Annotated in this window: 14 protein-coding genes; 8 read left to right on the forward strand and 6 right to left on the reverse strand. The window is 44.6% G+C overall.

Annotation, left to right across the window (positions count from 1 at the left end; translation table 11 throughout):
* Window positions 1-8: 8 nt before the first annotated feature.
* Window positions 9-1,352, forward strand: a complete 1,344-nt coding sequence (locus FAZ15_RS14005) for an MGH1-like glycoside hydrolase domain-containing protein (RefSeq protein WP_136901938.1) — start codon at window positions 9-11, stop codon at window positions 1,350-1,352.
* Window positions 1,353-1,439: 87 nt separating this feature from the next.
* Complete coding sequence (locus tag FAZ15_RS14010) at window positions 1,440-2,450, forward strand: GntR family transcriptional regulator (protein ID WP_136901939.1); 1,011 nt, start codon at window positions 1,440-1,442, stop codon at window positions 2,448-2,450.
* A gap of 31 nt (window positions 2,451-2,481) precedes the next feature.
* Here FAZ15_RS14010 and FAZ15_RS14015 read toward each other — a convergent pair whose 3' ends face one another.
* From FAZ15_RS14015 to FAZ15_RS14025, 3 genes are read right to left on the reverse strand one after another with little or no spacing between them, the layout of a single operon-like run.
* Window positions 2,482-3,312, reverse strand: a complete 831-nt coding sequence (locus FAZ15_RS14015) for a metallophosphoesterase family protein (RefSeq protein ID WP_162304944.1) — start codon at window positions 3,310-3,312, stop codon at window positions 2,482-2,484.
* Window positions 3,312-5,117, reverse strand: coding sequence for a RagB/SusD family nutrient uptake outer membrane protein (locus tag FAZ15_RS14020; protein ID WP_136901941.1), 1,806 nt, complete (start codon window positions 5,115-5,117; stop codon window positions 3,312-3,314). Before FAZ15_RS14020 ends, FAZ15_RS14015 begins: the two co-directional genes overlap by 1 nt.
* Window positions 5,118-5,127: 10 nt before the next feature.
* The gene (locus FAZ15_RS14025) at window positions 5,128-8,340 is read right to left on the reverse strand and encodes a SusC/RagA family TonB-linked outer membrane protein (protein WP_238387259.1); all 3,213 of its coding nucleotides are present in this window, start codon (window positions 8,338-8,340) and stop codon (window positions 5,128-5,130) included.
* A 256-nt stretch (window positions 8,341-8,596) separates the two neighbouring features.
* On the opposite strand from FAZ15_RS14025, the gene FAZ15_RS14030 reads away from it, so the two are divergent.
* On the forward strand, window positions 8,597-9,190 hold the full coding sequence (locus FAZ15_RS14030) for a TetR family transcriptional regulator (protein WP_136901942.1): 594 nt from the start codon (window positions 8,597-8,599) through the stop codon (window positions 9,188-9,190).
* A gap of 8 nt (window positions 9,191-9,198) precedes the next feature.
* On the opposite strand, the gene FAZ15_RS14035 is transcribed toward FAZ15_RS14030, so the two are convergent.
* The gene (locus tag FAZ15_RS14035; protein ID WP_136901943.1) at window positions 9,199-9,465 is read right to left on the reverse strand and encodes a CBU_0592 family membrane protein; all 267 of its coding nucleotides are present in this window, start codon (window positions 9,463-9,465) and stop codon (window positions 9,199-9,201) included.
* Between the two features lie 258 nt (window positions 9,466-9,723).
* On the opposite strand from FAZ15_RS14035, the gene FAZ15_RS14040 reads away from it, so the two are divergent.
* From FAZ15_RS14040 to FAZ15_RS14060, 5 genes are all read left to right on the forward strand, one after another.
* Complete coding sequence (locus FAZ15_RS14040; protein ID WP_136901944.1) at window positions 9,724-10,335, forward strand: RNA polymerase sigma factor; 612 nt, start codon at window positions 9,724-9,726, stop codon at window positions 10,333-10,335.
* A gap of 102 nt (window positions 10,336-10,437) precedes the next feature.
* Window positions 10,438-11,382 (forward strand): FecR family protein, encoded by a 945-nt coding sequence (locus FAZ15_RS14045; protein WP_136901945.1) that lies wholly within the window; start codon window positions 10,438-10,440, stop codon window positions 11,380-11,382.
* A 102-nt stretch (window positions 11,383-11,484) separates the two neighbouring features.
* Window positions 11,485-14,646 carry a TonB-dependent receptor domain-containing protein gene (locus FAZ15_RS14050; protein ID WP_136901946.1) on the forward strand — a complete coding sequence of 1,054 codons (3,162 nt, stop codon included), beginning with the start codon at window positions 11,485-11,487 and terminating at the stop codon, window positions 14,644-14,646.
* 12 nt (window positions 14,647-14,658) lie between these two features.
* Window positions 14,659-16,095: a RagB/SusD family nutrient uptake outer membrane protein gene (locus tag FAZ15_RS14055; RefSeq protein WP_136901947.1), complete on the forward strand. Its 1,437-nt coding sequence runs from the start codon at window positions 14,659-14,661 to the stop codon at window positions 16,093-16,095.
* Window positions 16,096-16,106: 11 nt separating this feature from the next.
* Entirely contained in the window at window positions 16,107-17,708 is a 1,602-nt protein-coding gene (locus FAZ15_RS14060; protein WP_136901948.1) for a calcineurin-like phosphoesterase C-terminal domain-containing protein, read from the forward strand.
* Between the two features lie 117 nt (window positions 17,709-17,825).
* Here FAZ15_RS14060 and FAZ15_RS14065 read toward each other — a convergent pair whose 3' ends face one another.
* Together FAZ15_RS14065 and FAZ15_RS14070 are read right to left on the reverse strand one after the other, a co-directional pair.
* On the reverse strand, window positions 17,826-18,584 hold the full coding sequence (locus FAZ15_RS14065; RefSeq protein ID WP_136901949.1) for a hypothetical protein: 759 nt from the start codon (window positions 18,582-18,584) through the stop codon (window positions 17,826-17,828).
* 10 nt (window positions 18,585-18,594) lie between these two features.
* On the reverse strand, window positions 18,595-21,909 hold the full coding sequence (locus tag FAZ15_RS14070; RefSeq protein ID WP_162304945.1) for a TonB-dependent receptor domain-containing protein: 3,315 nt from the start codon (window positions 21,907-21,909) through the stop codon (window positions 18,595-18,597).
* Between the last annotated feature and the right edge of the window lie 123 nt (window positions 21,910-22,032).

Genomic DNA, 22,032 nt, shown 5'->3' on the forward strand with positions numbered 1-22,032 from the left:
AGAACAACATGAAACTTCATATACGGATGATGTTACTATGTACAGTAGCATTATTACCTCTGTGTACCATAGCGCAGGATAACGACTACGCGCGCTACCGCGATGTGATCAAAAAACACATTTACAAAGACTTCAAGGGGATGTACCGCCCCGCCGGGAAATCGCTGCAATACCCATTTATAACACCGGGAAGTGTACAATATGCCGATGTACTGTGGGACTGGGACTCGTGGCTCAGTAATATCGCACTACGTCAAATCCTGACAGATACCGGTTCAGAAGCGGACAAAAAAGAAGCGGTGCAATACGAGCAAGGCTGTATACTTAACTTTTTGGCGTATGCCGATATCGACGGCTGGGTGCCTATTATGATCGAACGAACAGCAAATCTAGATAGCATCAGACCCAAGAACATCTACGAAGTTAATATGCACAAGCCCTGTCTGGCGCAGCATGCCGCTTTTTTAACGAAGGAGAATAAGGGCGATGTCGCCTGGCTTCGCGACAAGTTTCACAACCTACAGTTTTTCGTAGGCGGGTACAAGAATAGGTACCGTCATGCCGCCACGGGACTTTACTTTTGGCAAAACGACATTATGATTGGTGTGGATAACGATCCCTCGACCTATTACCGTCCCGATCGAAGCTCAGCATCGATCTATCTCAATTGTTTGATGTACAAAGAACTGAAGGCCATGGTGTACCTGTGCGAACAACTAAAGATGGACGAAATTGCCAAACAGTTTGCGACGGATGCCGAGGAACTGAAGCAAGCCATACAAACCCACTGCTGGGACGAGCGCGATGGATTTTTCTATAGCGTAGATCTAAACCTGAAACCTGTAAATACGGATACCTGGGCGTACCACGGCGGCGCTCCCCGGCATTGGGATGGCGTTATCCAGCGCATAGGCGTCTGGTCCGGGTTTTTAGCCCTGTGGGCTGAGATTGCCACACCCGAGCAAGCCAAAAGAATGGTAAACGAGCATTATAAAAATTCCGCGACGTTCAATGCCAACTACGGTGTACGTACACTCTCCAAGATGGAAAAGATGTATAATCTGAAAGCAAGCGGGAATCCATCTTCATGGCTGGGGCCCATCTGGGGCATCTCGAATTACATGACTTGGCGAGGCTTGGTCAACTACGGTTTTCAGGTCGAAGCCAAGGAATTGGCGACAAAGACTATCCTGCTGTTTGGAAAAGATTTCGAACGCCATGGCACGCTTCACGAATACTATCAGCCCGAAAATGGTGAACCGATTTTAAATCCAGGATTCCAAAATTGGAATTACCTTGTACTGAATATGTTAAATTGGATGGATGGGAGTAAGGTTGTGACAGAGTTCTAAATGCTGAATTATAAACGACGCGAGGCTAAAAGCAGTCATGCAGCAGAATAGTAAAAAATGTAGCTTAATATCTATAAATGATATCGTATGAAATCAATCCATATCGCAAACAATAGTGCTTTGCTTAAATTTGAGCAGGTTGCTGAGGCTATTAAGCTAGAGGTTGAAAAAGGTAATCTAAAACGGAATGACCAACTTCCTTCTATTACCGCTTTCAGCAAAGCACATGGTATATCCCGTGATACAGTCGAGAAGGCGTTTAAGAAGCTGATACGAGAGGGCTATGTCAAAGCATTTCGAGGCAAAGGAAATTTTATTGTCGGCATACAGGATACACGTTTAAAGGTGCTTTTGATTTTTAATAAGCTGAGTTCGTACAAAAAAATAGTCTATGATGCGATCATTTCGGAGCTAGGTAGCAAAGCCAAGGTTGACCTCCAGATTCATTATTACAATCCGCAGCTCCTCGCGGAAATAATGGACGAAAGCCTAGGACATTATCATTATTACGTTATTATGCCACATTTTGTCCACGGAGCGGAGGAGGAGACCTACCTAAAAACATTCCAAAAGATTCCATCAGATCAGCTTGTGCTGTTGGACAAAGATCTCCCGCAGTTATCCCATCCCGGAATAGCAGTTTATCAGGATTTTAAAAAGGATATATATCATGCATTTGTAGCTGCTAACGATCTGATGGAAAAGTACAAAAAGATTGTAGTTGTATTTCCAAGGTACAGTAATCACCCTCTCGAACTCAATGAAGGGGTTTTACAATTTTGTACACAGACCGGAAAAGAGTTCAGTGTCATTGCTGATGCAGACAAGGAGGATCTGGAAAGAAGAACGTTGTATATCGTATTGATTGAGGCCGATTTGGCCGTATTGATCAAAAAGACAAGGATGCTTATGTTTAAGCTTGGTAAGGATATGGGAATATTGTCGTTCAACGAGACCGTTCTCAAAGAACTCCTAGACATCACCGTCATTACGACCGATTTTGAGAAGATGGGGCGAACAGCTGCCTCGTTGATCCGAGAAGGAAAGGCAGAACACGTAAATAATCCCTTCTTCATTATTAGACGGAATTCGGTATAGTGAACAATAGATGGAAGCTGTCGTATTATACTCATTTTATATAGTTCCAGGTGAATGAATTTTCTGAAACTTCTATTTCCAGATGGCCGGGTTCTGTTCCGTGAAATGCGCCATTCCACCAGTTTCCAGAAACCGCTCCCGCCGTGATAAACTGCACACCTTTCACCTTTATCTCTTCATAGAGGTGCATATGACCCTGCAGTACCAATTTAAGGTTGTGATTTTCAAACAGGTCGAACACCTGCTTTTGGTTGGAAAATGTATCGGCGGATGTATATCGTCCTTCCAGGACTGGATAGTAAACCGATAGGAAAGGGACATGAGAAACGATGACGATGGGTTGATCGGCAGGTGTCTCACGCAGCACATTTTTAAGCCACTCGACTTGAGGCGCCTTTACCGCGTATTGGTTATTTTCTACCTCTACACTATTAAGAACGATGAACTTCCAGCCTTTGTGCTCGAACGCATAGTATGTTTTACCGAACACGGACTCGAAAAGTTGGAAGTCATTGATACCGTTGCGTAAAGCGCCCGGCAATCTATCATGGTTGCCAATAGCCACATGATAAGGCTTATTCGCGCTATCTAGGATGCTCTTTAACTGTTTCAGACGTTCTTCGCCGCGATGTATGTCCTCCTGTTTTAAATAATCTATATCCACATTATCCCCCCCGGTCATGATGAAATCGAGGTTTTTCGGAAGCTTGTCCAGACGCTTCTTCACAGCCATTAGTGTACTGTCGCTATGGATATGTATATCGGTCAGGAAACCAAATTTGAACGACTGTGCGTGTAAAAGGTGTGCTGTACCCGTGCCGAAAAGCAGCGCCACCGCAAGTAGAATTTTAAAAGTTCTCATTACCATCCAAATATTTGTTTTAAGTTATTATTCAATCCTATTTGTCTCGCCGGGATCGGGCGGTAATAGTGCTTGGGTACTTCAAAAGTCCCGGTCTGCGCTATCGTTTCTACTGTACCGCTATTACCCTCCGACAGGAAGACACCCACATCCTGACCGAAGCTGCCGACACGGTAGTATTGTAGTTCCCGTCCCAGACTGTTTTTTTCCTTGTCCGCAGGAATAGACGCCGATGAAGGGAGAAGAACGATATCTTCAATACCGTCGCCCGTCATGTCGTGTTTTCCCAAGCCAGAGAAATAAATTCCTTCACGTTTGTTTTCCAGCAGCTTGCCAACATTCCAGCGCATCAGATCTGTAAAACGGTATCCTTCAAATGCCAATTCAACTCTGCGCTCACGACGCACCTCCAGTACCAGGTTACGCTGTGCACTTTCTACATTCGCATATTTTGCAGATAGTACCGGGTCAGTAGCCTGTCCGATTAACAGATGAGGCATAGCAACACGGTCACGCAGCACGTTTATACTGCGATTTAAGTCTTCCTGCGTCAAGATACCTAATTCTGCCTTTGCTTCCGCAAAATTGAGCAAAATTTCTGCATACCGATACAGCGGAATATCCAGGTTATTGCGGGTATCTAGGCTAAGTGTGTTCTGGAAACCCTTGATCTGATGGTAGCCAGAAAAGTTTTTTGCCAGCTGCTGTACATATAGACCTGCCCCTTGTGCATAAGTATGACTGTAGATGAGTTCCCAACCAGGGTAAGCATAGGATTGTGACAAACGAGGGTCCCTATTTTCAAACTCTTTTACGAACGAAAATTGATCATAACCCACCTGGCCGGTAAAGAATGAGCCGTCTTTCATCAAGTAGGATTGTACGAGATCGCGCAGTGGATAGTACTCGTAATTACCAAACATCCCCGGCCAAGAGTCCGCATTCAATACATTGTTTGCATAGAACCGTCCTAATATTACCTCCTTGTTATTATCTAGGTTCTCGTTAAAAAATAAACTTCCATAGTCGGTCATCGGATTGCCGGTGTTGTGTATTGCAAAGCCGCCTTCTTTCATAATCTGGTCACTCAGCGTAAACGCTTTCTCTAAGAATCCAGCGGCAGACGCCTCCAGGTTAAGCTCATTGTGATATTTACGAAAAGTTCCCTCGTACAGTGCAAAGCGGCTGAACTCCTGCAGGACAACCCACTTATTTACTTCGCCAAGGGAAGATGTCGCATTAACGTGCTCAGCAGCATACGCAAAGTCTTCCATAATCTTTTGTACAATGAAATCGCGGGGATCACGTGCTGCGAATAGGTAATCGGCATCGTTCACTTCCAGCGGTTTATCAATCCATGGAACATCGGAGAATCGTTGTACCTTCTCTACATAAAAGCGCGCCCTAAAGTAACGGCCTAGGCCTTCATAGTGTGCTTTTTCCGTTTCGCTTATTTGCGCCTTTCCGAAATTGGCCAGGTAAAAGTTGACTTTACGTAGCTGTGCCCAGTCATCTTTTGACCATCCGGTGTTAATGGTCTCTGCTGAGGCATTCCCGGCCATAATAGTCTTGATCTCCGTATTACCGGTCGTGCTTGCATTATCACTTGTTGCATCCGATTGGTAAAGTCCGATGCCGGAAAAATTGTAGAGACCTACCACATAGAGGTCCAAATCGTTGGCGGTATTAAAAAAGCTAGCATTGTTAATAGAGGTCTCCGGCAGTTTATCAAGATAGTCGTCGTTACAACCGAATTGCAGCAGTACCGCAGCAGCAAAGAACGTAAATTTTATATATCTCTTCATCGTGTTTATATTAAAAAGTTAATTGAATACCACCAGAGAAGCTACGCTGAAACGGATAGGTTAATCCATTTCCTTCACGTCCGGGACTTACTCTGGGGTCGGTGTAGGTATTTTGGTTTAGGGTTTCGGGATCAAAATATTTCTTCACAGCAGACCATTCCATCATATTTTCTGCACTCAAATAGACGCGTAGACCGCTAATTTTGGCTCGCGAGGTCCAGGATTGCGGTAATGAATAACCGATTGTCAGGTTCTTAAATCGCAGATAAGCCGCATTGAGTAAGTAGTTTGTTTGTGGAATGGCAAGACCTTGTGCCTGGTCAATACGCGTTCCCAGGTTTCGATCAGCGAGCCAAGACTGCAAAACAGGATAGGCGGCGTTCAGGTTTTGATCGGCGAGTCCCAAATCCAGATAAGCCTGCGAGTGCTTTGCGCGATCCACCTCCGAATCGCTCGTCGGTCTGTAGAAGTCCAATAGATGACCATAAATATTACCATATGGCTGCTGATAAGGGCCCCAGTATAAATAATCGATCGGATAATAATCGCGTTTTGCGATCCCCTGTAAGAAAACGCGTACATCAAACCCCTTCCAGTCGGCCGACAGATCAACGCCAAATTGATACCGTGGCGTCGAATTACCGATCTTTTTAAGATCCTTTGGATCCGATACCGTAGTACCCTTTTCAATTTTTCCGTTTCCATCTTGATCGACGTATTTAGGCCATCCCGGTACGATAGATAATGCGCCCCATGGAATAATAGTAGATTGATCCAGCTGCCCAATTTGTTCAGTAGTTTCAAAAAATCCGTCACTTTCCAGTCCCCATATTTCACCTAAGCGCATACCCTTATAGAATTGGGTGAGGGTCTTATCGCGATTGTCAAAACGGGTAATTTCCGAGTATGAATCCGATAGCAGGAATTTTGCATTAAAGCGCAACGGATCATTTGCGATTTCGAAACGATCCTGGTAATTTAAGGTCAATTCCCATCCGTTTGTTTTTAAATCCGCCGCATTTTCACGGGGTTCCGCAGCACCCAGGATATAGGGAAGTTCAGCGCCCAACGTCAGCATACCTAAGGTTCTTCTGGAATAGTAATCAAAACTACCGGAAAGCTTGTTGCGGAGAATGGCGAAATCCAATCCGACATTGACCGTGTTCACTTTTTCCCAGGTGTAATTCGGTGATACCAAAGGTGGTACCTGGATATATATCGCTCTGTTGCCACCTAGCAGATAATCCGAGTCGCGTTTATCCATAGACGGAAGATAACCATAATTTGATACCGCTTGGTTGCCGAGTTCACCGTAAGACGCCCGCACTTTCAGTAAGTCTAAACCATTTACGGAGGATAGGAAGTTCTCCCGATCCAAGCGCCAGGCCGCGGATCCAGAAGGAAAGAACCCGAAGCGCTTATCCTTCGGGAATCGGGAAGAGCCATCGTAACGACCGTTAAACTCGACGATGTATTTGTCGTCATAGGTGTAGTTAAATCGGTAAAATGCACCGCGAAGCGCATAGGTATCTACAGCTTCACCCATTTCCATCGCACCAGTGGCAAGTTCAACGGTAGGAAAAGACGCTGAAATTAGACCCAATCGTTTAGCGTCCACCAATTCATAACGGTAATCTTCCTGGTTAAAGCCGACAACAGCGTTGACCATATGCTTATTAAAAGTTTGCATATAAGTTCCGTAAATATTGTACACGTTGTAGTACGAGAAACCGGCTTCGCGGTAAGCTTCGCTAGTACCTTCTGTTCTTACATCATCCGGGCCATGGCCGATCTGATACTGTGTTCGATAAGCATTAAGGTTTAAGGAATTGCGCTGCGCCGTATAATCGGCATTGATTTTAAATTTATCCTTGATGAGACGGAATTCCGTGTTGAACGTTGTTTGTACGTCCAAACGTTTTAGGTCTCGTTTTCCACCGTCGACCATTTGTGCAGCAATTAAGCCGGCGGAAGAATTCGCCCAGCTACCATCCGGATTTTTATCGTAGCTTGTTGGGAATATATTGTATATATCCAATAGGTTCATCTGCGATGGAGAGAGTCGTCTCGTATTGCCGATGACCGTGTTATTCCCGACCGAGATAAAGTCGTTAAGCGTGTAGTTGATCTTAGAACGCAAGTTATAGCGATCAAAATAATCATCCGTTATTTTGACTGGCGAGTTCTGCCTGTTGAAACTCCCGCTGAGATAGTATTGTGTTTTTTCGCTGGCGCCCGATATCGACAGGTCATGCGTGTGCGTTGAATTCCAGTCAGAGAGAAAATAACGTGTCCAGTTTCTGTCTCCCATGTACTCCCATGCATTAGGATTTGAAGGGTTTATGCGGACGCCCGGAATGGAGGGATTATCCGAACGCTCTTTAGCATATTGATAATGCTGGTCGGAATAATTCACATTATTCCACGGGGTGTTATCAGTAGATGTCTGCAGCACACGGGAGAACACGTAAGGATCCGTAATCTGATCCGCCAACACAGTCGGTGTGTTCCAGGTAAAGTTGTTACTGTAATTTATCTTAACCCCACCAATACCTGTTTTCGTGGTGATGATTATAACACCGAAAGATGCGCGGGCACCGTAAATCGCGGCCGCCGATGCATCTTTAATAATCGAAAACGATTCGATATCTTGCGGAGCAATCCGGGTTAATTCAGCTGGTGAAATTGGAACGTTGTCCACGAGAATCAGTGGGTCGCCCCCGTTGATGGATGTAATACCCCTGATATTAATATTAGGCGTAGCACCTGGCGCTCCCGAATTAAACTGAATGTTTAAATTCGGAGAAATTCCCTGAAGCCCCTGAGCCACATTGGATATCGGGCGGCTTTCTAATACCTTGCCACCAACATAATCTACGGCACCAGAAAGATTGACCTTCTTTTGCGTGCCGTACCCCACAACGATAACTTCTTCCAGATCCCCTTGGTCATTTTCCATCGTGATGCGCAGAATATCTCCAGGGCTTGCCGTTAATTCTTGAGTAATATAACCTATGTTTCGGAAAATTATTGTGGAATTATCAAGAATCCCATCTAAGTTAAAACGACCCGCATCGTTGGTCGAAGTCATTTTGCCCGTTCCTTTTACTACGACGCTCACGCCGGATAGCGGATTACCATCCGTATCCGATATGCTTCCAGCGAGCGAACCGCCCTGTGCGTAAAGATAAACAGGCATTGACCAAACTAAAAATAGAAGCATGATTTTGCATAACATACTCCATGATGAGCCTCTTCGATTTTGGCTATATTTCATAATTATTATTAATTGAATGTTCATTCAAAAATACTATGCTTTTGTTAACTCAATATTACGTCAGTATGAAAAATGTATTTAAATAATATTTATACTATTCTACAGTGTGTAATTGTAGAAAAAGTATCGGTATTTCAAAAAATGTACAGATATTAGACCATCAATTTATTTATTGAACATTCATACAAAATAGAACTCAGTTATGGGGAGAAATAGTTTAAAGGACGAGCGAAGGAAAGAAATAATCGAAAAATATTATTTAGTAGCAAAAAAGGAGGGGTTAGAGAATACGTCCATTGCTAAAATTGCGACGGAGATGCAGATTAATCCGAGTCTGATCATCCACTATTTCAAGAATAAAGAAGAACTCAATTATGCATTAATCGACTTCATACTCGAAAAGTACTTGGTCATCTATAAACGGCAAAAACTTGCTGAAGATGATCACAAAAGTTATTTGATCGAATTAATTGACAAGCTGTTTTCTAAAAAATGGAATACTTTGTTTAACGACAGTGTGTTCTATAGTTGCTATGCGATGGGATTCAGGGATAAAAAGATCAAGGAGAAGTTCAAAAGTCTGCAAGACGCGTTGCGCCGGCATCTGGCGGAGATCTTACTAAGGTGTAACGATAGTGGCGCTATCCAAATAGAATCTCCCGAAAAGACAGCCGATTTGATTTATGTTTTAGTAGATGGAGCCTATTATTATTCTAGCCTAGTTTCTGAAAAAGCGGAATATGAATTGAAACTTAAGGACTATAAGCAGTATGCGCTCTCCGTTTTGAAGATCTAATAAGCGTGTTATGCTGCTGCTTTGATCCGCCGCCGCTTACTAAGATATGGTTTCAACAAGCCGTAAACAGCGATTACAATCCAAATGGAGTTAGACGTTATATTAGGCATGTCATGGAAATAAAGTGCGCTCACCGCCAGGCCTAGACCACCAATAATATTGATAAGCTGATAAATCCACGAATTGGATTGGATGATATCGAGGTTTATCAGGAGAAAACCTAGTGTACAACAAGCGACACCTACCCACCCAAATATAGATACAATAATTTCCATGATATCATGTGTTTTTTAATCAAAACGAAGGTATAAAATACCTTCCAGAACATGAATGCTGATGTATTAAGTTTTTGTTAACGACAGCCTCCTCCACATACGTAGCGTTTATTAAATATTACCTACAGCTTCAAGAATATGCTGCCGCAGGCAGCATATAGGAAGAACGAATTACATATAAAGGTATATAAATGAGTTAATCGAAGTCTTATAATACCTTAATGAAGACTTAATGTTCTAACTGTAATTTTGGGCACCATGGATAATCAAACTGGTTCAAGTATCACAAAAATGCATCGGTGTGAGGTAGATGTAATACAATTACGCACTTCAAATGCGGATGAAGCATTTAAGAAGTTATTCAATCATTTCTGGGCTGCCCTTTTTCAATTTTCATTTAATTTGCTGCGCAACGATGACGACGCACAGGATGCGGTGCAGGAGGTGTTTGTCAGTCTTTGGAATCGTCGGTACGATATTGACATACAGACGTCATTACAGGCATATCTATTTACATCGGTGCGGTATAAATCGCTAACCAAGCTAACAAAGCGCCTCGAGGCGCACGAGCGTAACGTGCCACTGGAAAATTTAATTGAGAATAGCTTTCAGCAGTTTGTGGATCCCCTTATTATAAAAGAGTTACAGGCGGAAATCGAAGTGCAGATTGAAAAGCTTCCAGAGCGCATGAAGGCGGTCATCCAACTCAAAGCAAAGGACGCCTTAAGTATAACAGAAATCGCCACGCAGCTAAATATTTCGGAAGATACGGTTAAAAATCACTTAGCGGCCGCGCGAAAGAAATTGCGTATTGAGCTTAGCGACATGGCATATGTGTCGCTATTGATACTTCTGGGCACGGGATCCTAACCCGTACTAGCGCGATTTAATATACACTTAATTATTTCATAACACACTTCACTAGTCCTGTGCATCACTTTTATAGACATACTTATAAAGACGAAGACGTGTATGCATATTAAGCGGATCAAAGCGATCATCAAAAATTATTTAGACGGTACCAATAGTGCCACTGAGAAAAAAGCCTTGGATAGCTGGCTTTCATCGGTCGAAAAACTGCCGATACCTCACACACCTACTGATCTTCATGACATAAAGAAAGCGATATGGGCTGGTATCGAGAATCAACACATAACAAACGATGCAAGGCCAATGACGAAGCGGATTATACTATGGCCGGCTTTAGGGGCGGCTGTAGCACTCATCGTAATCGGATTTTTTGCAGTCCGCAATACTGATCGTGGACCCCATACCTTCACTACGGGTAAAGGGGAGTCTAAAACAATCGAATTGGTAGATGGATCGGTAGTGACCTTACAAGAAAACACACAACTTATCGTTGCCGATGATTTCGAAAAGTTAGCAGATCGAAATGTTAGACTAGTGGAAGGTGAAGCATTTTTTCGGGTACATAGAAACCCCGAACGACCATTTCGTGTAGCAGGAAGCGGGATGCAAACTGAAGTACTGGGTACATCTTTTATCATTCGGACATCTATAAAAGATGCTGCTTGGTCGATCTGGGTAAAGAGCGGCAAAGTACGTGTAAGCAAGCCAACGAAAGCAAGCGAAACGTATACATTATGGGCAAATGATAGCCTTACTTACGCGTTGGATAACGATCAAATAGGATGGGTAGATCGGGAGTTTGACGGCTCCATGGTGTTATCCTTCAAAGAAAATAACCTAGAACAGATTGCTGAAACCATTGCAGACCGGTACGGCGTTGTCCTTACAATTGAAAACGGGTTGGAAAGGAAACATAAGTTTTCCGGGGAATTTCAATCCGACCAACCTCTTGACGAAATTTTGGATATGATATGCCTGGCAACGGGTACACAGCAAATAAAAAATGGGAATACGATCATGCTAAGATCATCGATCCCTCAACAATAGAAACTCCCTACAAGACTGTCGGACTGCGCGCAAATCTATAGGTTCGGAAGTCGAATAGGAATTAATACGTATATGAATACACACTTTATTATTAATTAACAAATGAAAATTTACTTATTCGCGCTGGCTGGCCTCTGCCTATGGAACGGGGCTACAGTGCATAGCAAGATCGTGACTCCCGCTGGGATTTTGTCCACACAGCAAGATGGGGGCACCCTGTTGTCGTCACTGGAACACGTAGCCACACACGCTGGCAAACGCCTGGTATACGACAAGCAGATCCTTGTTGACAAAGTAGCGAAACCCTATAATGTGGAAGAGCCGCTACGTCAGACTATGGCGGATTTGTTATCCGGAACCGGTGTCGGTTACCAAATTAAAGGCGATATGATTGTGTTGCATAAAATTGCGACAAACTCATCGGTTGCAAAATCGAGTACACAGCAGGAAATTACTTTACAGGGTACCGTTAACGATGCGTTAACAGGCAAGCCTATTCCCGGAGCTACGGTGGCCCTTGTAAGAAGTAATCGTTCCGTACAGACAACACTAGAAGGTGCTTTTAGATTAACACTTCATAGCCGTGATAACGCAGTTTTACGCATTAGTTATATGGGCTATAAAACGAAAGATAAGTCGATCTCTTCATCCGAGTTAAATCAGCCACTTTCCATCTTACTGGAACAAGATCATTTTGGTCTTGATGAAATCGTAGTCACAGGACAGGGATTAGACATTAACAAAAGACGATTGTCTACAAATATAGCGAGCATCAGCGGTGCCGAACTGGAAAAAGTTCCGGCCACTCGTTTTGATCAGCTGCTACAATCTAAACTTCCAAACGCTCAAATTAGAATGACAGGAGGGCAATCCGGAGCGACTTCAATCATCCGCGCGCGCGGCGTCGTATCAGCATTTGTAAACTCTACGCCAGTGATCTATGTTGATGGCGTGCGTATGGATAATCTAAATACAGCATCGGCGATCGGAGGTGGGAGCGCACAGGGATCCGGTGTAAGTGCCTTGGCCGATATTCCCATCGACAACATCGAGCGTGTAGAATATGTAAATGGTGGTGCCGCGACTACGTTGTACGGATCGGATGCAGCCAATGGGGTCATTCAGATCTTTACGAAAAAAGGTGGAGCAGATCGTACGAGTGTGTCTGCCGAAGCTACAATCGGCGCGGAGCGAACCACCACCGATTTCTTGCACTTCGATCGGACAAAGGAATTGCTTTTCGAGCCTGGCTTATTTCAGCGCTATAATGTAGCCGTAAATGGTAATAGTGGTAAAGTCGGATATAGTGTTACAGGAGCTTACTTAAATAGCTCCGGTGTACAGCTCTTTAAACAGAATGAAAACCAACGTATCGATTTGCGATCGGGTTTTAAGGCGGAATTGCACGACAAGGTGTCGTATGAGAGCACTTTTACCTTTGTAAACAATGCTTACAAGCGTAACCGTAATGGGAACCAAGGTGGATACACCGGGCTGTGGTACGTAGAGAGTGGGGCTTCTGCTGTGACAGGACCAACGCCTCGCTTCAATCCAAGGATCGACGATCTTTCTGCGGAAGATTTTGCGAAGATGAAAGAGTATGTGCACAAAGCGGAGCGTCTTCAGGATAATGAGATTGTTGTGAACCGTTTTCAGACGTCTCAAAGTTTCCAATACCGACCGATGCAAAACCTGAATGTGAAGGCTGTAGGTGGTATCGACTATCGTGTGGTGCGCAACCAGTCCATCACGACCAACGAATACCTGACCCATACCACCGGAAATCTTACCACGGATCGCGGAAGTATCAACAACGGCGAACGAAAATATTGGGGTATAACCCTGGAGCTAAATGCACAGCACAAAGCCGAAATTGGCGACTTCTCTGCGGTGACGACAGTTGGGGGTCAGCTGTTCCGTAACGAGGATAGACAGGTCGCGTACAACGGAACGAATGTGCGCGATGGTGCAAGAAGCCTTTCTGATGCGATCTTGACAAGTAGTAATGATGCTTTACTCGAAGTCGTCAATTATGGTGTTTATGTGCAAACGAATCTGGGCTGGCAGAACAAAATGTTTTTAGATTTAGGACTTCGTGGTGATGGCAATAGTGCGTTCGGCGATGATATCGGTGTACAGTATTATCCAAAAGTGGGATTCTCGTATATACCTTCTGTAGAGCAGTGGTGGACCGACAACCTGTCTTTTATTCCTTCTGCAAAGTTGCGCGGAAATTACGGTTTAGCTGGAAATTTTCCGCCTCCTTTTCAAAATTTGCGGACGATGAATTTTTCTGGATATCTAGGAGATCAAGCCGCAACATTTGGTATGCCGGGTGTGGACCTACGGCCTGAAAAAACGACGACGTTTGAAGCGGGGCTTGATCTTGGATTTTGGAAAGATCGCCTGACGGTCTCTGCGGGCATGTACCATGCTATAACTCGTGATGCACTTTTTAATGTGCCGCCACCACCTTCCACAGCAGAAAATCCAGCACTACGCAACGTCGGTACCATACTCAACAGAGGGCTAGAGTTCGCTACGCAGGTTGTTGCGATGCAAAACGAAAAAACGTCCCTTCGTTTGAATTTTGCAGTAAATACACTTTACAATAAAGTATTGTCTTCTAAAGGGCAGGCGCCGTTTAATATCGCAGGCTTCAGTGAGCGTACAATTCAGACTGTGGTACAAGAAGGCTATCCAATCGGGTTTATCAGAGGGAGCTACGGCGAGTTCGGTGAAGATGGTATTCTTGCAAAGACGGTGCCACTACAGGATCTCGGTACGACTATTCCTAGTCTCTTCGGGAGTATGGGGGTTAACTTTCAGTGGCAGCGTCTAAATATCTTTGCGAACGGAGACTACCAGCAAGGGGCCTATGCAAATAATTGGGATAGTCAGTTTCGATACAATTACGGTGCAGGTAATGAAGGTATCCCTGAAGGTGAGATCAACTCTTCATTTGAACGTACCCGTTGGTTACAGTTTGCGAATATGTTTGTAGAGAAAACCGATTACATTAAAATCAGAACCATCGGCGCCAGCTACGCTCTGCCAGCTAATACCATGCGCTCCTTCGCCAAAAACGTGCTGATTAGTGCCACGGTAATGAATCCATTCAATTTCGCATCATCCTCCTTCGACCCCGAAGCAACGATCAGCGGTAGTGCGCAAGGTCAGGGCAGAGCGACCACGGGTGGTATATCGTACGCAACCTATTCGGCACCCCGTCAATTTCTCATGTCTTTAAAAATGTCTTTCTAAATAAGAATACGTATGAAACTATTTAAAAAATCCCTATATACCATCGCAAGTGCCTCGCTTTTGCTGAGTTCTTGTGAAGTGTTCGAGGTTACCAATCCCTATGTTACGGAGGAGCGGTTTATCCCAAGCTTTCAGTCACTCGAGATCTGGCTAAAAGGTGTTAACCGGCAAGCAAGCCTTACGGTTGGAACTGTGGTGGAGTTCACCGAACTGGTGTCGGACAATTATTTTAATAATTACACACAGAGTAGTAAGGTGTTCGACAACCCGGAAATAAACTATTTTGATCAGGATGTGGCCAATATACAGGCGTCTATACACAGGCTCATGGAGATGAGCGAATATGGACTAAATACCCTGATCCCTAAAGCGGAAGGGGATGTGTCTAAAAGCCGTGCGGAATTGCTGTTCTTTAAAGCTTATGCACACCTGCTTGCGGCGGATCTGTATGTAGGTATGCCTACCACGGCGTTGGGCGAGGTAAGGAACCCCGAACAGCTTTTACAAGCTGCCATTATCACGCTTAGCGAGGCGTCGTCGCTTTATACCGAAGCTGTAGATAAAGATGCTTGTACATTGCTGCTGGCCCGCTGTCACCACCGCTTGGGTAATGTACAAGAGGCTTCCGCCTTTGCGCGTCAGGTGTTATCCGCTCCGTTACTGCTGCGTCAAGTGAAATACGGCACGCAGAATGGACCTTCAAATAATTTTCAGAGTGCTATTTTTTCTTCGACGACAAATTCGTTCGCACCGCTGCCACGATTGGACTTCTTAGATCCGAAATATTTCCATCAGACGGCCGCTATTTTCAACGATGAGAAGCCGATTGCTATTGCAAAAGCCGAGGAAGCATACCTGATCTTAGCTGAAGCCCAAGTGGCTGGCCGTGATGTCGCCGCCGCTAAGCAAACACTTAAAGATTTATTGATCAATACCGTAAGCAAAAGACCTACTGTGCAGCTCAACGACAAGAACGATACCCGTAATGGTGGTAATCGAAAGGATTATGCTATCACGGCGGTACAGGTAAAATTCGACAGCGAAAGCCAGTTGAAGTCGGGCTTAGTAATGGATCGCTCCAAAGGCACTATCCCTGCGTACAGTGTTTCAGGTACCCATATCATGGTAGACGATATTGATGCGATTGTGACGGAAGACGAAGCCTTGTACCATATATATTTACTTCGTCAGGAGATCTTTATAGCGGAGGGGCGTCGTATGACGGATCTAGGGATGCGGTTTCCGGTTTCCCAACGCGAACAGCTGAACAATAAAAATGTAACTATGGAGCATACCAAAGCGATTATCCCTTCATTTATTCCGCTCAATAGAGGACTGGACGATTTTACATACGATACTGCCAGTGGTGTAGTGACCATGAAACATGACATGAACAAGGTACTGGTCGCCAACAAATCATCACAATACATCATGCCCTTTAACAAATAAGTATACAGACAATGAGACGTAATCTATCTATTATTTTAAGTAGCAGCATGCTGTTGCTTTCGGCATGGTGCCAAGCTCAGGAAATAGCAAAAGGAAGAGTTTACCATGACCTGAACAACAATGGCAAGTGGGATAAAAAGGAATTAGGAATAGCCAACGTAGCGGTGAGCAATGGATCGGCTGTTGTATTAACGGATGCGAATGGGGCGTATCAACTTCCTGTAGGCGATGATAACATAATTTTTGTCATTAAACCTAGCGGCTATACATTGCCGTTTGATAGCGATAACCTGGCGAAATCGTATTACATCCACAAGCCGAAGGGATCTCCCACAGACCTGCAGTATGCGGGTGTAGCCCCCACAGGTCCTCTCCCAAAAACAATCGATTTTGGCTTAACGGAAGCGAAGGAGGCTGATCAGTTTCGGATGTTAGTCTTCGGTGATCCGCAGGCATATACTGAGCAGGAATTGACTTTCTTCAACCGTGCAATTGTGGACGAGGTAGTGGGTATCAAAAATGTGGCATTTGGGCTAAGTCTAGGTGATCTCGTTGGTGATGATTTAAGTCTACACCCGGGTTATAAAGCGAGCATCGCGCGTATTGGTCTTCCGTGGTACAATCTAAAGGGTAACCATGATATGAATTTTGATGTCGATGCCGATAGCCTGTCGGACGAAACATTCGAAGCAAATTTTGGCCCGGCTAACTATGCGTTCAACTATGGAAAAGTGCATTTTATTGTCCTCGATAACGTGCGGTATCCCAACCCGCGTACCGGTCGTGGTTATTTAGGTGGTTTTCGAAAAGAGCAGCTCGATTTTGTTGAAAATGATCTAAAACATGTTGCAAAAGACCGTCTGGTCGTTTTAGCATTCCATATTCCTTTAGATCATCGAAATGGAGATACGTTTAGAGCCGAAGATAGGCAACGATTGTTCGATCTGCTAAAAGAGTATCCAAACACGTTATCCTTATCTGCACACATGCACACACAAACCCAGCATTTCTATGGAAAAACCGATGGATGGCCCCAGGAAAAGCCCCATCACGAGTACAATGCCGGTACCACTTCCGGCGATTGGTATTCCGGGCAATTGGATGAGCGCGGCGTTCCCATGGCGACTATGCGTGATGGTACGCCGAATGGATACGCGTTTATAGATTTTGACGCACATAAATACCGTATTCGCTACCAGGCGTCAGGAAAAGATTCAACATATCAGATCAATATATTCAATCCGAAAGTCGTTGGACAGGGCAAACGCACGCGCGCAGCTATATTTGCAAACTTTTTTATGGGCCACCATGGGAGTACCGTCGAGTTTTCCATTGATGGAGGTGCCTGGAGCAAAATGATGCCTACCCGGTCGAATGATCCGGCTTACCTGGCACTTTTATATCCCTGGGATAACCTAGATACACTTCTGCCCGGGCGACGTCCCACAGATGCCGTTTTGAGTGCGCACCTTTGGCGGGTCGGTTTACCGGTCGATTTAGCCATCGGTGAGCATGAGATTCGCGTGCGGGCCGAGGATGATTATGGAAAAATGCATGAAGCCGTAAGTACGTATGTAATCCAACCGACAAAGAATTATCCTGCGCTAAAATAAGCTACTATAGAAGTGACAGGTATGTCAATTTTAAGGTACGTATTGTAATGGAATTGCAGCATAAAAGTGTCCACAGTTATGCTGCAATTCATTACCTGTGTCACGGTACGTACAACACTATCTTCCAATCAACTCTACAAGGTCCGCTTCAGCCAGGACCAAATGATCGATGCCATTTGCCGCTTGCAAACCTACATACATGCTTTTTACTACGCCGCCCTGGCTTCCCCACAATTTAGACGGTAATTGAATGGTTGACATATAACTGTAATTAACATCATTATTTAGCAGATATTCTTTTTTGCCAGCCTTCAAAAGAAGAACATACATTTCTCCCTCCAATGGTGCTATCTGGAAGTATTCTGTTCGTTGCTTTGGTTGTACATCTCTTGCGAGATAGGTGACCGAATTGATGTCCGAAGCGTCCCCATAAACAATGTCTACCGGCATATCATCTGGGAAGTCAAAATAAAATGCAATTTGATCCACTCCAGGTACCGCATCCGGATACGCAAAGGTATTGGTCACCTTGGTACCATCATAGAAGAAAGTAAAGCTTTCATCTGCGGGGTCATCCTGTTCTATCGTCGTGCTGTAAAGTATCTCACCCGAACTTTTTCTCCGCAGGTCCATCACGATCGGTGCATCATCTTCAAACGCAATCCTTCCGTTATAGCTGACCCTTCCAAAGAGATCACGCATTTTTACGCCGTTGAAATATTGTTCCAGCGTATCACGCATCACAAAACCTTTAAACTCAATGGGCCTAAATTCTTTCACCGTTTTTACGACCAATTCGCCTTCCTTTTCACAGGCAGTGGTAAAAACCGCAAGTACGGCTATCGAAATAAGCAATATTTTATATCTATTTTTCATCTGAAATGTATTAAAAATTATAAGAAAGAGAAAGGCTAAAACTACGGCCTATGTAACGCGTAAAACTCTGGTCATCGCCTATCTGCTCTGGATAGCCGTTCTCTTTGGTACTATAGCCTTCTTCAAACTTGTCTGTAAACCCAAATTTGTATTTGTACATGTCATGCCATTCCTGGTCAACCTTAAACTCGTCTGTCTTCAATTCATAAGTTTTTCCACTATTTACAAAAAAGCGGTAAGGGGCGTCCGTAAGATTGCTCATGTTAAGTTTAAACTGTGCCCTGTCATGAAAGAATCTATAGTTTACCTGTGCGTCCAGCTGGCTCCTGGGCCTTTCATACTCGACCAGATTCGGACTTACGCCGGTGATAAATGTTTTATAGCCCATATGGTTAAATATGACATTAAACCCTAGCTGTTTTCCAGTATAATTTAACCCCCCATTTAAGGTGAGCGGTACCTGTCCATAAAGCGGACGCTTATTTTTTAGATAGATATAGTATGAGATTTGATTGCCGGCTTCGTCCTGCTCATACCGCAATTCCCTGGACCGCACTTCTGATTTGAGCAGGGTGATATTACCGCTTAATGTAGTATTTCGTAAGACGCTGACCTCGGGCGCTATAAAGCCAAGGGACTTTCTAAATTCCATTTCCATTCCCCTGATCTTTCCCCAGTCAGAGTTATTGGTGAAGACATATAACCTATCTGTTCCTGAAATCGAGTTGGTACCGTAAAACTCTGCAGGTTTGTCAAAATATTTATAGAATGCACCAATAGAGAGGATGTCTCCCGGGTTGGGGAACCATTCCAGCTTGACATCAAAGTTGTCAATAGCGGTCGACTCCAGTCCCAGATTGACCTGCATTCTTCCCAAATAGGCATTGTAACGCGAGAAGCGGGAGTTGTCCATCAGCGACGGCCTCACTACCGTTTTGGCATAGGAAACACGAACATTGAAGTCATCGATGGGTGTATAAGTTAAATGTGCAGAAGGCAGCAAACGCCATCTTACACTATCACGAAGGGTGACTTCGGGTGTCCATTGCATATTCATGCTGTTCTGCAGACTGTCATACCTTAAGTATTCATATCGGGCTCCCCAAACCATCCGCAGTTTGCCTGCAATTTTATTGTCCATCATCAGATAGCCGGCCCTGTTCACATCTTTACCTTCGTACCTGTCCAGGTGGTAACTACTGGGCATGTAAAATGGGTCTTTGTTAGGATTTTCCATACCCATATCATTTCCCCATTCTTGTAGCGGCCTGTCTTTGTAAAGGTCGGCTAATGTCGCAAAACTGACGATAGGCAGCATCGTCCACTCATAGCTTGCATGTCGGTCCAAATGATAGAGTCCGGCTTTAAGAGCCTGCTTTTGGTTGTAAATATTAAAATCAAAAGTCGCATTTAATCCTGCTGTGAGGTTTCGCTCCCTGTAAACGTACTTATCGCGTTGAGCGACACCCCCTCCGCCAGAAGTAGTAGCCTGACCAGGGATATAGTTATACCGTACTTCATTGGCCAACTCCTCAGGCATCAAGAGCGCCGTTACCGCATCGAGTTCCTCCGAATTGCTCGTAACTCTGGCCACATTCCAATCCAATTTTACCCGGCCCAGCACATGTTCGCCGCTAAGCTTATTTTGCAATAAATTAGTAAATACCGGGCGGTCATCTTCGCGGATAACCGGGTGTCGATAAGTGCTTTCGTCTTTCGGCTCAGAAAACGCCCAACCGGTGATTCGTTCCATTTGCTCGCTAAAGACACGGGAGTAGAAATTGTTAGATGTAATCTGATGCTTGCCATCTCTGTACCCTGCGTTCAGCATCGTGCCAAGCGTGGTATTGAAACTATATATTCCACCGGTGTTGAGATCGTTCGGGTCTTCCGGATTTTCGACAACGCTCCAGTTTCCCCGGCGGATATTGGTGATATCGTCAATGCTTTGTGTATTGCGGTAGCTTACCGAACCGACAAACCCGAATTTATTCCCTCTTTGCTGCGACAGGTCGTAAATTCTGCCAATGCTGAGCTGGTAATTTTGAGAAGGTGCCGCCTTAAATACCCTGCCTCCTAGGCGCTCTGTTCCGCCGATTCGGCGATTCTGTTCGATTACCTCTGCAACAGGTGTGCTGTTGGGCGCATTACCAGGCCTAAAATTAGACATATCGTTAAGTCCTTCGGGGTAATGATCTCTGCTACCGTCATCAAAACCCAAATAATCATATTTTCCACGCTGGTAGCCGTATAAGTCTTTACCGGTCGATCTGGAATTATAGGAACTACCCAAACTGAAGCTCAGGAAATTCTTTTGGGGAATAGAAATGGTATTTACCTGCACGAGGCCCCCAGCAAAGCCGGCGTTCATATCGGGGGTGGCAGATTTGCTGACTACTACACTTTCTACCAGATTAGTAGGTACGATCGAAAAGTCAAAGTTCCGGCTCATTACTGTCGTGCTCGGTAGCAATATACCGTCCAGTTGCGCCATGTTGTATCGTTCTGCAGCACCACGCACCACTACGTTTTTATCATCGGTGGTGCTTAACCCGGTGATTCGTTTTAAGCTCTCGCCTATATTTCTGTCCGGTGTGGCGGCAATTTGTTCTGCCGAAATACCATCGGTCACCATTGCCGCGTTTTTCTGTCGTGCGTACAATCCAGCTACGCTTTCTTTTTTGAAGCTACCGGTAACGACAACCGTGCTGACCTCATTCATGGCCGGGCTCAGGGCTATCGTAAGACTGGTTAGCGCTCCAGCTTTTACCACCACTTCGGTAATGCGCTTGGTCTGGAAAGAGATATAGCTGACCTCGATCGTGTAGTTGCCGGGAGTGATACTGAAGTTGTAACTTCCATCTACGCTGCTCTGTAATGATGCATCGGTCTGTACGATTTTTACACTAGCGCCGGCCAACGGTTCGCCCCTGTCGTCCACAATCTTTCCGGAAATACGGCCGACTTGCTGCGGAAGCGTATTTGGCGATAGACCGGCACTGCGACTGGTATTCAAGGCAGGCAGATTTGCTTTTTCTGATACCAGCACCACTTGCTCCCCAATTGCAAATGTTAAAGGCTGGTCATTGAAGATCGCTGTCAACACGGCTTCCAGTTCTGCATGTTCAACAGTAATGGTGACTGGTTTTGCCGCTTTTAAGATGGCCCCCTCGATCATAAATCCATAGTCACTTTGCCGGCTGATCTTCTTGAAGACCTGGGCAAGTGGGGTTTTTTTCTCAGAAAGACTGATCTTTTGTGCAATCGCAGCTGCATTGACCTGCAGCATTCCCAATAGTAAAAAGAAAGACGTTAGCTTCGTCATGTTTAGTAGTTTGCGGACATGGCTGTTACACCCGCCTTTTTTTTGCGTATATTTTTTATACATTTGTTTGTCTGTGAAAAAGTTATTTGTATCTCGAAATTCATATGACCATATGCAGACATG

Origin of the sequence: Sphingobacterium olei (assembly GCF_005048855.1) — a bacterium.
Lineage (GTDB): Bacteria > Bacteroidota > Bacteroidia > Sphingobacteriales > Sphingobacteriaceae > Sphingobacterium > Sphingobacterium olei.

Coding starts and splice junctions, on each gene's coding strand:
- FAZ15_RS14005 (WP_136901938.1), top strand. CDS start 9: ATGAAACTTCATATACGGATGATGTTACTATGTACAGTAGCATTATTA.
- FAZ15_RS14010 (WP_136901939.1), top strand. CDS start 1,440: ATGAAATCAATCCATATCGCAAACAATAGTGCTTTGCTTAAATTTGAG.
- FAZ15_RS14015 (WP_162304944.1), bottom strand. CDS start 3,312: ATGAGAACTTTTAAAATTCTACTTGCGGTGGCGCTGCTTTTCGGCACG.
- FAZ15_RS14020 (WP_136901941.1), bottom strand. CDS start 5,117: ATGAAGAGATATATAAAATTTACGTTCTTTGCTGCTGCGGTACTGCTG.
- FAZ15_RS14025 (WP_238387259.1), bottom strand. CDS start 8,340: ATGCTTCTATTTTTAGTTTGGTCAATGCCTGTTTATCTTTACGCACAG.
- FAZ15_RS14030 (WP_136901942.1), top strand. CDS start 8,597: ATGGGGAGAAATAGTTTAAAGGACGAGCGAAGGAAAGAAATAATCGAA.
- FAZ15_RS14035 (WP_136901943.1), bottom strand. CDS start 9,465: ATGGAAATTATTGTATCTATATTTGGGTGGGTAGGTGTCGCTTGTTGT.
- FAZ15_RS14040 (WP_136901944.1), top strand. CDS start 9,724: ATGGATAATCAAACTGGTTCAAGTATCACAAAAATGCATCGGTGTGAG.
- FAZ15_RS14045 (WP_136901945.1), top strand. CDS start 10,438: ATGCATATTAAGCGGATCAAAGCGATCATCAAAAATTATTTAGACGGT.
- FAZ15_RS14050 (WP_136901946.1), top strand. CDS start 11,485: ATGAAAATTTACTTATTCGCGCTGGCTGGCCTCTGCCTATGGAACGGG.
- FAZ15_RS14055 (WP_136901947.1), top strand. CDS start 14,659: ATGAAACTATTTAAAAAATCCCTATATACCATCGCAAGTGCCTCGCTT.
- FAZ15_RS14060 (WP_136901948.1), top strand. CDS start 16,107: ATGAGACGTAATCTATCTATTATTTTAAGTAGCAGCATGCTGTTGCTT.
- FAZ15_RS14065 (WP_136901949.1), bottom strand. CDS start 18,584: ATGAAAAATAGATATAAAATATTGCTTATTTCGATAGCCGTACTTGCG.
- FAZ15_RS14070 (WP_162304945.1), bottom strand. CDS start 21,909: ATGACGAAGCTAACGTCTTTCTTTTTACTATTGGGAATGCTGCAGGTC.